This is a genomic window from Sedimentitalea sp. XS_ASV28, from assembly GCF_041224545.1.
Lineage (GTDB): Bacteria > Pseudomonadota > Alphaproteobacteria > Rhodobacterales > Rhodobacteraceae > Sedimentitalea.
The window spans coordinates 46,120-56,368 of record NZ_JBGFGP010000092.1 but is presented as its reverse complement, the minus strand read 5'-3'; the positions used below and the strand labels follow the sequence as shown (position 1 = coordinate 56,368).

The 10,249-nt window shown below is 59.2% G+C and carries 12 protein-coding genes and 1 pseudogene; 7 read left to right on the top strand and 6 right to left on the bottom strand.

Annotated features, from left to right (window positions below):
* Positions 1-224: 224 nt before the first annotated feature.
* Positions 225-439 (top strand): annotated as a pseudogene (locus tag AB9K34_RS05495) (ATP-binding protein); the annotation flags it as partial.
* 30 nt (positions 440-469) lie between these two features.
* Here AB9K34_RS05495 and AB9K34_RS05490 read toward each other — a convergent pair.
* Genes AB9K34_RS05490 through AB9K34_RS05480 form a run of 3 tightly spaced genes read right to left on the bottom strand, consistent with a single transcriptional unit; the run spans position 470 to position 1,833 of the window.
* Positions 470-646 (bottom strand): hypothetical protein, encoded by a 177-nt coding sequence (locus tag AB9K34_RS05490; RefSeq protein ID WP_369953430.1) that lies wholly within the window; start codon positions 644-646, stop codon positions 470-472.
* Between the two features lie 9 nt (positions 647-655).
* Entirely contained in the window at positions 656-1,249 is a 594-nt protein-coding gene (locus tag AB9K34_RS05485; protein ID WP_369953429.1) for a helix-turn-helix domain-containing protein, read from the bottom strand.
* Positions 1,250-1,254: 5 nt separating this feature from the next.
* Complete coding sequence (locus tag AB9K34_RS05480) at positions 1,255-1,833, bottom strand: carboxymuconolactone decarboxylase family protein (protein WP_369953428.1); 579 nt, start codon at positions 1,831-1,833, stop codon at positions 1,255-1,257.
* Between the two features lie 235 nt (positions 1,834-2,068).
* On the opposite strand from AB9K34_RS05480, the gene AB9K34_RS05475 reads away from it, so the two are divergent.
* The 4 genes from AB9K34_RS05475 (at position 2,069) to AB9K34_RS05460 (ending at position 5,491) form a co-directional block, all read left to right on the top strand.
* Complete coding sequence (locus AB9K34_RS05475; protein ID WP_369953427.1) at positions 2,069-2,815, top strand: amino acid ABC transporter ATP-binding protein; 747 nt, start codon at positions 2,069-2,071, stop codon at positions 2,813-2,815.
* Between the two features lie 2 nt (positions 2,816-2,817).
* Positions 2,818-3,660: an amino acid ABC transporter permease gene (locus AB9K34_RS05470; protein ID WP_369953426.1), complete on the top strand. Its 843-nt coding sequence runs from the start codon at positions 2,818-2,820 to the stop codon at positions 3,658-3,660.
* A 41-nt stretch (positions 3,661-3,701) separates the two neighbouring features.
* Complete coding sequence (locus tag AB9K34_RS05465; RefSeq protein WP_369953425.1) at positions 3,702-4,538, top strand: transporter substrate-binding domain-containing protein; 837 nt, start codon at positions 3,702-3,704, stop codon at positions 4,536-4,538.
* Between the two features lie 65 nt (positions 4,539-4,603).
* On the top strand, positions 4,604-5,491 hold the full coding sequence (locus AB9K34_RS05460) for an amino acid ABC transporter permease (protein WP_369953424.1): 888 nt from the start codon (positions 4,604-4,606) through the stop codon (positions 5,489-5,491).
* Between the two features lie 15 nt (positions 5,492-5,506).
* Here AB9K34_RS05460 and AB9K34_RS05455 read toward each other — a convergent pair whose 3' ends face one another.
* The 3 genes from AB9K34_RS05455 to AB9K34_RS05445 all read right to left on the bottom strand — a co-directional run bounded on the left by AB9K34_RS05455 (position 5,507) and on the right by AB9K34_RS05445 (position 8,022).
* The gene (locus tag AB9K34_RS05455; protein WP_369953423.1) at positions 5,507-5,821 is read right to left on the bottom strand and encodes a non-heme iron oxygenase ferredoxin subunit; all 315 of its coding nucleotides are present in this window, start codon (positions 5,819-5,821) and stop codon (positions 5,507-5,509) included.
* Positions 5,818-6,756, bottom strand: a complete 939-nt coding sequence (locus AB9K34_RS05450; RefSeq protein ID WP_369953422.1) for a fatty acid desaturase family protein — start codon at positions 6,754-6,756, stop codon at positions 5,818-5,820. Before AB9K34_RS05450 ends, AB9K34_RS05455 begins: the two co-directional genes overlap by 4 nt.
* Before the next feature lie 180 nt (positions 6,757-6,936).
* Positions 6,937-8,022, bottom strand: coding sequence for a hypothetical protein (locus AB9K34_RS05445; protein ID WP_369953421.1), 1,086 nt, complete (start codon positions 8,020-8,022; stop codon positions 6,937-6,939).
* A 109-nt stretch (positions 8,023-8,131) separates the two neighbouring features.
* On the opposite strand from AB9K34_RS05445, the gene AB9K34_RS05440 reads away from it, so the two are divergent.
* On the top strand, positions 8,132-9,073 hold the full coding sequence (locus AB9K34_RS05440) for a LysR substrate-binding domain-containing protein (RefSeq protein ID WP_369953420.1): 942 nt from the start codon (positions 8,132-8,134) through the stop codon (positions 9,071-9,073).
* 88 nt (positions 9,074-9,161) lie between these two features.
* Positions 9,162-10,190, top strand: coding sequence for a Rieske 2Fe-2S domain-containing protein (locus tag AB9K34_RS05435; RefSeq protein WP_369953419.1), 1,029 nt, complete (start codon positions 9,162-9,164; stop codon positions 10,188-10,190).
* Positions 10,191-10,249: the final 59 nt, after the last annotated feature.

Here is a 10,249-nt window from a genome sequence, read left to right as displayed (position 1 = left end):
CGCGGTGCTCAGACCGTGCCTGAGGCATACCTCAGCCGTCGGCATGCCGTTCTGCGCTACGATTGATCCACTGGATCAATCGCTAAACGCTTGAACCCTGCTCTTTGATCATCCCGATTATCTGCGCCTCGGTGAAACGGTTCTTTCGCATATGTCTGCTACTTCAGAGTTGACGCAGACTCTACATTACGGTGAGGGATTTCAGGGGGGGGGCAGGTCATGCCACAACAATCGGTGTTCAGCCGATTGAGCATCACAGGCGCAAGGTCCGCTTCTTCTCGACTTCGGAACTGGTTAATGCGCCGGAGCAAGAAAAGCGCTCGGCAAAGTCGGAAGAATGACTAGATTCTGGCAAAAGGTCGACTTGGTCATCTTGGACGAAACCGGTTACATATGGTTCAGCTCATCTGGCGGCGCACTGCTCCTCCATTTGCTCACGAACCCCCACCGATATCGACATATAGAAGGCCTAATAGCCGAGCGGGATTCCGGCCTGGCCCCTGGTGCCGAGCAGCCCTGCGAAATACATGTCGGCGATGTTGTAGAGCGTATTGAACAGCATCTCCAGCGCCCAGGGAATGGCCAGCATGCGGAAATGGCCGGCCATCGATCCTTTCGTCAGGTCCGCGTCAATCGGGCGTGCCACGCTGCCCCCTCATGGGTGCTCTGCCTGTACGGTGAGGAACACGAATTCCGGAGTCAGAATCTCGATGAAACCGTGATTCAGCTCGGCATCGACACTGATGCTGTCACCTGCGCCCAGGGTCATTTCCTGCTGGCCATAGCGATAGATGGCCTCCCCCTCCATCACTCGTATGAAAACCACCCCATGGCCCACATAGGTCGGTGGTTTCCCGCTATCCCGCAGCAATGTCACCTGCCTTGCCTGAAATCGCAAATCCTTGCGCGCATGCATGGCGAGGTTGATATATTCGTGCCGGTGCTGGTCGGTGATCCGTGTCGATTTCAATCCCTCGCCATGGCGCACGAGCGTAAAATCGGTGTGATCCGTTCGCGCTTCGCGAAATAGCGATATGATCGGCACTTCAAGCGCGTCGGCCAGCGCGGCGAGCGTTCCGATGGAGGGCGAGACCAACCCGTTCTCGATTCGGCTGACCATCGCGGCGGAAACCCCGGATTGTGCCGCAAGCGAGCGGGCGGAATGGCCCCGCTGAACCCTCAGGTCCTTGAGCGAGGCACCGATGGCCTTGTCAATGCGTTTGCCGGGCTGTTCGACGGGGCGTGTCACCGGGGTCAGTCTTTCGCGTAATAACCCACCACGTCGCCGTCGGTGGTCACGCCAAGACCGTTGAGCAACCGGTTGGCATAGTTGAAATAGCCAACGATCTGGTTGATTTCGAGTATCTCGCCATCGTCCCAGCCCGCGATGCGCAGCGCCTCGACATCGGCGGCGGTGATCTTGCCCGGATGCAGCGTCAGCTTCTCGGCATAGTGCAGGGCCGCCAATTCGGCACCGTCAAACGCCTCCTCGGGCTGCCGCGCCTGTATCGCGGCCTCGACCGCATCGGCGCGTGCCGTTTCGCCGATCAGATGGCGGGCGTTGGCCCAGTGATTGGCATAGGAATAGGAACAGGTGTTCAGCGTCGAGACATAGGAGCTGATCACCTCCTGAAACCACATCGGAACCGTGTTCGCGCTGTCGTGCAGACAGGCACGATACAGGGTGACGTGGCCATCCATGGTACTGGGCCGCAGAGAATGTACGCGCATGACATTGTCAACCGTGCCATGAGGGGTGCGGGCACGGTCCAGTGCCGCCTTCAGCACCTCATTCGCCTCGTCATCTGACAGCATGCGGATCCATGCAGACATGATCGCTCCTTCGGGTTTTCTCGGCGGGGCCGGTTCCAGTGCGGGAATACGCGACCGTCACATCTTTTTCATTGACGAATAATTGCATCTTACGCAACCATATTCAACAATACGCAACACTTCTTGAGGGAGCAAACATGGCATATCGGCCTCGCGTCGCGCGACCGCTCTTGACAAGCCCCAGGCAAATCGGCTCCCCTCCACACCTTGCCTGCGCCAGTTCCGGACCCGTGCGATGAGCCAGCCTGCCACCATTATCGAGGTCACGAATCTCGACAAGTTCTATGGCGACTTTCACGCGCTCAAGGATATCAACCTGACCGTCCATCAAGGCGAGAAAATGGTGATCTGTGGTCCCTCGGGATCGGGGAAATCGACGCTGATCCGCTGTTTCAATGGTCTCGAATGGCACAATTCCGGCACTCTGGTCGTCGACGGGACCGAGGTGCATGAAGGTGCCAAAGAGATGGGTCGTCTGCGGCAGGAAGTCGGGATGGTGTTCCAGCAGTTCAACCTGTTTCCGCATCTCACAGTGCTTGAGAACCTGACAATCGGGCCGATGAAAGTGCGCAAGCAATCGGCCAAACAGGCGGAAGAGACGGCGCGTAATTATCTTGAGCGGGTCCATATTCCCGATCAGGCAGACAAATACCCGTCACAGCTTTCGGGCGGTCAGCAACAAAGGGTCGCCATCGCGCGCTCGCTTTGCATGGAAAGCCGAGTCCTGCTGTTTGACGAACCGACCTCGGCGCTTGATCCCGAAATGATAAACGAGGTTCTCGATGTGATGGTCGAACTCGCACGCTCGGGGATGACCATGGTCGTTGTCACCCACGAGATGGGGTTTGCCCGCAAGGTAGCCGATACGATGGTATTCATGGAAGCCGGCGAGATCGTCGAGATCTCTCCGCCTGAACAGTTCTTCACCAATCCCTCCAGTGAACGCTGCCGCATGTTCCTGGACCAGATCCTGGAGCATTGATCATGGCTGGACCCGATCTTTCGGGCCTGCAAGGCAAGCCTCTGCCGCAAAGGCCGGCGCTGCGCCGGATTCTGGGTTCGGTCCCGGCCTCGGTGATAATGTATCTGATCATCATGGGCCTGATCATCTACGGCGCCTATATCGGGGCGCAGAACATGGGGTATAACTGGCAGTGGCATCGGGTTCCGCAATATTTGTACAGCCTGACCGATGACGGGTTTCAGCCTGGAGAATTGCTTCAGGGACTCGCCGCCACGGTTCAACTGTCGGTGACTGCCTTTGCACTGGCACTGGTCCTTGGGTTGCTGATCGCGCTGCTTCGCCTGTCGGGCCTGGCCATCGGCACACCCGTTGCCATCGGATTTCTGGAACTGGTCCGCAATATCCCGCTGCTGGTGCTGCTGTATCTCTTCTATTACGTGCTCGGCCCGATTTTTCACATGAACCGTTACTGGGCCTCGATCCTGACGCTTGCAGTGTTTCACTCGGCCCTGATCTCAGAAATTTTCCGGGCCGGCATCAACGCAGTGCCCAAGGGCCAGTGGGAGGCCGCGAAATCCGTTGGCATGTCCACCGCGCAGACCTACCGCTATATCGTCTTGCCCCAATCCATCCGTTTCATGCTGCCACCGATGACAGGCGAAGCCGTGCATCTCATCAAGAGTTCAGCCATCGTCAGCGTGATCGCCGTGGTCGAACTGACCACCATCGGGCGCAATATCATTTCGGAAACATTCATGAGCTTCGAGATCTGGTTCACCGTGGCCGCAATCTACATGGCCGTCACGCTGATCCTGTCCGTGGGCGTTTCGTATCTGGAACGCAGATACACCGTCGACCAATAAAAACAACATCGAGGCCTTTCGACCCAACAAGGAGACAAGACATGACCAGTATCACTCGCAGAATGCTCGGTGCCGCGCTTGGCGCGACATTGGCGGCGGGCCTCGCCCTGCCCGCTGCGGCTCAGACTGCGGCCCAGACGCTGACATCGGAAAGCGTGATCACCCAAATCCAGGAAGAGGGTGTCATCCGCATCGGGCTGTCGCTGTTCGTGCCCTGGTCGATGCGCGATGTGAACGGCGATCTGATCGGGTTCGAGCTGGATGTGGGCCGCAAGCTGGCCGAGGATATGGGCGTCGAGGTCGAGTTCGTACCCACCGCCTGGGACGGCATCATTCCGGCGCTGTTGGGTGGCAATTTCGACGTGATCATCTCGGGTATGTCCTGGACCGCGCAGCGCAACCTGACGGTCAATTTTACCGATCCCTATGCCTTTACCGGCCTGGGCATTCTGACCAACACAAATATGACCGAAGGCATGTCTCTTGAGGATCTGAACTCGCCCGAGATCATTTTCGCCGCCCGCCGTGGCGCCACACCAGCCGTGGTCATCGCCGAGCGCTTTCCCGAAGCGCAGCTTCTGCTGTTTGACGAGGACGGTGCCGCGACCCAGGAGGTGCTGAACGGAAACGCACATGCCACCATGTCGTCGCAGCCTACCCCGAACCGCGAGGCGGGGCGCAATCCGGATGTCCTCTCCGTGCCATTCGACACCCTGTTCAACCCGACCGGCGAAGGCTTTGCCGTGCGCCGTGGCGACCCGGATGCGTTGAACTATTTCAACAACTGGATCGCGCAGCAATGGCGGTCCGGCTGGCTGAAAGAGCGTCACGATTACTGGTTCGCGACCGAGGATTGGGCCGACCAGGTGGCGCAATAACCCTCACTTGAAACACGGGGGCAGCGCGACCGCCCTCGTCAGACACCTGCAGGAGCGAGGTCAAGGTGAGCCGGTTCTTTCGGAAACTCAAATGGCCCGATTATGTCATCGCGCTCGTTCTGTTCGGGTTCTTTGCCTATGTCTGGCTCACGATAGAAGGCACGCTGAACTATAAATGGCGCTGGAACCTGATCCCTGGCTATATCGTGGGCTGGCATTCCGGGCGCGAGGAATATTTCGCAAATCTCCTGTTGCAAGGCGTTATCGCCACGATCCGCATCTCGATCTATGCCTCGATCCTGGCGCTAATCCTCGGGACGGTGCTGGGTGTCGCGCGCTGTTCGGCCAACCTGACCATCCGAATGCTGGCGCGCACCTATCTGGAATTGCTGCGCAATATCCCACCCGTGGTGGTGGTCTTCATCTTCTATTTCTTCCTGTCGCAACAATTTATCGACGCGCTCAACCTCGAACGCTGGGCACGCGGGATCGCGCGGCAGGACGACAACGGTGTTTGGGAATTTTTCTTTGGCGAGATGCGCCGCTTCCCGTCGATGATCTCCGGAGTGATCGTGCTGGCGCTCTTTGAAAGCGCCTTCGTCGGCGAAATCGTCCGCGCCGGCATCCAGTCGATCCCCAAGGGTCAATGGGAGGCCGCCCGCTCGATTGGCATGAGCCGGTTCCAGCAAATGCGCTATGTGGTCATGCCGCAGGCGCTGAAGAAAGTGACGCCGCCGTTGGCCAACCAGTTCATTTCGCTGATCAAGGACAGTTCGATCATCTCGCTGATCTCGGTACAGGAACTGACCTATAAGACCGTCGAGCTTGTGGCCTCGACGCGGATGATCTTCGAGGCGTGGATCACCACCGCCTGCTTCTATTTCGTGATCTGCTTTTCGCTATCACGGCTGTTTAGCCGACTGGAAAAGCGCGCCGGTAAAAACGAGCGCTGATGCGCGACGGGTGTATCAGAACCGCACCTGAACCATATCGTCCCTGACACGCAACTCCAGCACCCGCATCGGCTTGGTTGCAGGTGCTGCCACCGGCTTGCCGTCGCGTACGTCGAACGCTCCCTGATGCAGAGGACATTCGATGACATGGCCATCGAAATAGCCGTCGCACAGGTCGGCGCCGCCGTGGTTGCACAATGCCAGCGACGCATAAAGCCCGCTTGGCGTGTCATAAACCGCAACCGGGCGCCGGCCTACCGTCACCCGCGTCACCCAGCCCGATTCCAGATCGGCAACAGGGATCGCATCCTGCCAGGGCTTATCGCTCATGCCCGGGCCTCGCGGATCTGCTTCAGGATATCCAGATGCGCCCCCAGATAGCCGCGCGGCTCCACATGGATGTGATCGCGCAGCTTTTCATGCAGGCGCGGCAGCGCGTGATAGGGCACCGAGGCGACATAGTGATGCTCGGCATGATAGTTCATGTTCCAGCACAGGAACCGCCATGGCGCCGAGACCAGATTGGTCCGGGTGTTGTCACTCATCTGCGCCACGGCGGGACGGCCCACATGCTCGGTCATGCGCACGAAGCGCATCACCGGCTCGCCCAGAAGCAGCGGAATGATCCAGTACCAGACCAGCCCCCACCAGCCGGTGACCGCCATGCCGGTAAAGACCAGCGCATAGGCGCCCAGCATCATGCGCGCGTCGCGATAAACGGCAGCATGTTCTTCCTTCGGGATAAAGCGCTTTTCCGTTTCGGACAGCCGCCCCGAGGCGTGGCGCGCGACCTCGGTGAACTTGGTTTTCCAATAGGGCAGCGCCGATAGGTACAGCAGATATTCTCCATAGGTTTTCGGCATCGGGATCTGCTCGGGGTCCTTGCCGGTCAATTGAGTATAGGTGTGGTGGTCGCAGTGCTCATAGCGGAAAAACCGATGCGGCAGCATGATGATGGCACCGCAAATCTGCCCAACGACATCGTTCAGCTTTCGGGTTCGGAACACCGTGTAATGCACACATTCATGCTGCAACGAGAAATGATGCACCAGCAGAATTCCCTGCAACAACATCGCCGGCCAGATCAGCCAGCTGTCCCAAGCCAGAGTAACCAGCGTGGTTGTTACGACCAGCGCCAGGACCCAAAGACAGAGCTTGCGCAGCGCCGGCCCGTCGGATCGCCTCATAAAGGATTTCAACTCGTCACGGGTCAGCTTGCCTTCTGCAAGCGCCTGAGTCAGAGGCGTGACAATACCTTGTGTCATCGGAATTTCCATAGATCTGCCGGGCACGGAGGCGGGTTTCGTCCACCATCTTCGTCATCGCCGGCGCCGGAGACGGAAGTGCTCCGCACCATAGGGCCGCGTCCTTTCGACCCTATTGCCACAAGAATTAAAAGCGATGCGCGATTCGATCAAGTGTCGCCGCGCGGCCGCAGAGGTCATTCAACCGGCCTCGCGCAGCCCGATATCGGTGTCAGGTTGCTGGAAAAGAGCCTCTGCACAGGGGTATTGTGCCAGAATTTCCGGACCGCCGGGCAGCCGTCGGGCCATGAACGCGCCCCTGTCCCACAGGATCAGACCATCAACCTCGATAGTCGGGTCGATTACATTCCAGCTGATCTCGCCGGGGGCATAGGCGCCGCAGGTATGAAAATGCAGGATCCGGGGATTACCAAAAGCGGCGCCTCCCCAGCGTTCCCAATTCCGACGCATGTCCCAGGGAAAACCGCATCCCGGATGAATACCCGCGTGCCAGGAATGAACGAAATCGCGATCGATCCCGAACCGGGCGGCGACCCGGTCATATTGCGCATTGGCGCGCGCCACGTCCCGCGCCTGCCCTTCGAATCCGGTCAGCCGTCCTTGATCAAGCCGTGCAAATACCGGCGCATCGAACTCGGTCGAGTAGCCATCGTAATAGCGCGATCCCGTCCCGGTCAGGAAACCAAGCGCCACGCGCCCCGAAAAGCTGTGCGCGGGCACGGGTGTGAAAACCGACATCGGAAACCGCCGCACGCTGGTATCGCCCGCGGACGTCATGTTCATCTGCGGCCGGCCAGTGATCTCGGTGCCCCGCGGGCAGGTGATACGCACCCGTCCGGCCCCATGGAAAACCCGGTTGACCGCATCTTTCAGCGCCAGGAACGCGGCGTGGTGACCATTGGCAAAGCCCGAGCCGAACTGATGTTCGGACAGCGCGAAACTGACCACGACACGTTTGCCCGCCGGCATTTCGCTGAAGCGCAGCTGATCCCCGAGCCGTGCCAGGAAAACCACGATATCAGCGGTGTTGAACCGTTCCCGCAAGGCGGGCGACAGTTGTGGCGTGTCCGGGTCGAACCCGACATCGAGCGTATCCACCTTCAGTCCGATTGACTGCGCCGCCCGAGTTACCACGCCGACCGAAGCCGCGTCGAAATACCCATATTCGGGCGCCTCATAAGCGATTAGCAACCGCTCGCCGGGCCGCGCATCCGCACAGTTGCGAAGCAGGTTGATCGCTCCGTTTTCCGGCGACATGTTCTGCATCCGCACTGTCCTTTTCACTCATTCGGAACCAGCGCGATCTTAGCCTTCGCATCAGCCCGCCATCTATTTGATTTCAATAATGTATGGCATTAGGTTGGCTAATATGATCATGAACCTGCCCTTTTCTTCGTTGCGCGCTTTCGAAGCGGTGGTCCGCCATTCGGGCTTTTCCGCAGCGGCCCAGGAACTGGGCGTCAGTCAGAGCGCGATCAGCCAGCATGTGAAGGCTCTGGAGGAGTGGCTTGGCCATGAATTGCTGATCCGGGGCGCCCGCAGATCGCGCCCCACGCGCGAGGGCGAACAACTGGCGCGGGCGATCTCGGACGGGCTCGGTCGGATATCGGATGTCTGTGCCCAGTTGCGCGACCGTACCCGGTCGGAAAATACCATCGTAATCAGTTGCCTGCCCGGTTTTGCCTTTACCTGGCTGTTTCCCCGGCTTTACAATTTCGATGTGACCCACCCGCATCTCGCGGTTTCGATTGCGACCGATACCGGACAACACCCGTTTTCGGCCGCCGATGCCGATATCGGGATCCGATATGGATTGGGCGATTACCCCGGTTTTCAGGTCGAGCTTCTAATGCAGGAAAGCCTGACCCCGGTTTGCGCGCCATCGCTGCTGGACGGTGGGAAGGGTTTGAAAACAATCGACGATCTGGCCCATCACACGATGCTGCATGACGACAATGAGAGCTTTGGCAATGCCGCCCCGACTTGGGAGTTCTGGGCGCGCAATTGCGGCCTGACCCTGCCCAAGCCGCTGAAATCCCGACGTTTCGGGCAATCGAACATGGTGGTACAAGCGGCGATTCAGGGGCTTGGCGTCGCCCTTGGTCGCACACCGCTGGTGGTGGACGCGCTGTGCGACGGGCGGCTGGTTCGTCCCTTCACGGCAGCGACACAATCGCCCCTGTCCTACTGGCTTGTCTACCGGCACGATCCCGGTCAGAGCGCCAAGGTGCGCGACTTTACCTCGTGGATCCGGAACGAGGTGGCCGCCAACCCCGGACTGCCTGATGCTATCCCGCAGAACGATAAGCCAGCCTAATCTCCATATTAATCCTGCGTGATAGCGCCGCGCACCCGATTGATGCAAGATGCCGCTGCCAATCGGCCAAGCGGGAAAGGGTTCGGGGATGTATCTTAGAAATTGCTGGTATGTGGCGGGCTGGAGCGAGGAAATAGGACGCAACCTCAGGCCCGAGACCTTTCTGGACGAGAATATTGTGCTCTACCGCAAGGAAGACGGCACCCCTGTGGCGCTGGAGGATGCCTGCCCGCACCGGAAACTGCCGCTCTCGCACGGGAACCTGAAGGGCGATCATGTGGAATGCGGCTATCACGGGCTGACATTCGACTGCGCCGGAACATGCGTCGCCGCACCCACCCAGACCAACGCCATTCCCCGGCGCGCTGTGGTCAAATCCTATCCAGTCGCCGATCGCTATCGTCTGTTGTGGATCTGGATGGGCGATCCGGACCTCGCCGATCCGGATTTGATCTTTCCTATCGAGAATTTCGACAATTCCGCCTGGGGCATGACCGATGGCGGCGCGATGGATATCGACTGCAACTATCTGTGGATATGCGACAATCTTCTCGATCCCAGCCATGTGGCCTGGGTGCATGTCTCGTCTTTTGCCGGGGCCGGCACTGATGGCGAGCCGCTGAACCTGGAACGCCACGACACCGGTGTCGTGGTTTCACGCTGGATCAGCGATCAGCCGCCCTCGCCCTATTACGAAAGGCTGCTGCGGTTCGGCGGGAATTGCGACCGCCTGCAGCATTACGAGATGTGTCTGCCCGGCATCGGCCTGAACAAGTCGGTCTATACACCTGTCGGCACCGGCGGCTATGATTCCAATCCCGTGCAGGATACGTTCATCAACATTTCCTACAATTTCATGACCCCGCTGGACGCTGACCGCACCCGATATTTCTGGTTCCAGCACCGCAACGACCATGCCGATGACCGCGAGGTGTCCGAATATATGAACAAGGGCGCCCGCATGGCCTTTGAAGAGGATCGCGCGATCCTAGAAGAAGTGCATCGCGGCATGAAACACGCCAGAACCCCGCATATCGACCTTGGCCTCGATGCGGGCGCGAAGAGCTTCCGCGCCATGCTGTCCCGTGCGATTTCAGCCGAAACCGGGGCGGACTGAATTGGTCCCGTGGGTCCTGATGATGTGACGGCATCCCTGTGCAAAGGTGGGTCTGCAAC

Excerpts from the sequence above, each read along its gene's own strand:
- AB9K34_RS05480 (WP_369953428.1), bottom strand. The coding sequence starts at position 1,833 with ATGTCTGCATGGATCCGCATGCTGTCAGATGACGAGGCGAATGAGGTG.
- AB9K34_RS05475 (WP_369953427.1), top strand. The coding sequence starts at position 2,069 with ATGAGCCAGCCTGCCACCATTATCGAGGTCACGAATCTCGACAAGTTC.
- AB9K34_RS05470 (WP_369953426.1), top strand. The coding sequence starts at position 2,818 with ATGGCTGGACCCGATCTTTCGGGCCTGCAAGGCAAGCCTCTGCCGCAA.
- AB9K34_RS05465 (WP_369953425.1), top strand. The coding sequence starts at position 3,702 with ATGACCAGTATCACTCGCAGAATGCTCGGTGCCGCGCTTGGCGCGACA.
- AB9K34_RS05455 (WP_369953423.1), bottom strand. The coding sequence starts at position 5,821 with ATGAGCGATAAGCCCTGGCAGGATGCGATCCCTGTTGCCGATCTGGAA.
- AB9K34_RS05450 (WP_369953422.1), bottom strand. The coding sequence starts at position 6,756 with ATGACACAAGGTATTGTCACGCCTCTGACTCAGGCGCTTGCAGAAGGC.
- AB9K34_RS05445 (WP_369953421.1), bottom strand. The coding sequence starts at position 8,022 with ATGCAGAACATGTCGCCGGAAAACGGAGCGATCAACCTGCTTCGCAAC.
- AB9K34_RS05440 (WP_369953420.1), top strand. The coding sequence starts at position 8,132 with ATGAACCTGCCCTTTTCTTCGTTGCGCGCTTTCGAAGCGGTGGTCCGC.
- AB9K34_RS05435 (WP_369953419.1), top strand. The coding sequence starts at position 9,162 with ATGTATCTTAGAAATTGCTGGTATGTGGCGGGCTGGAGCGAGGAAATA.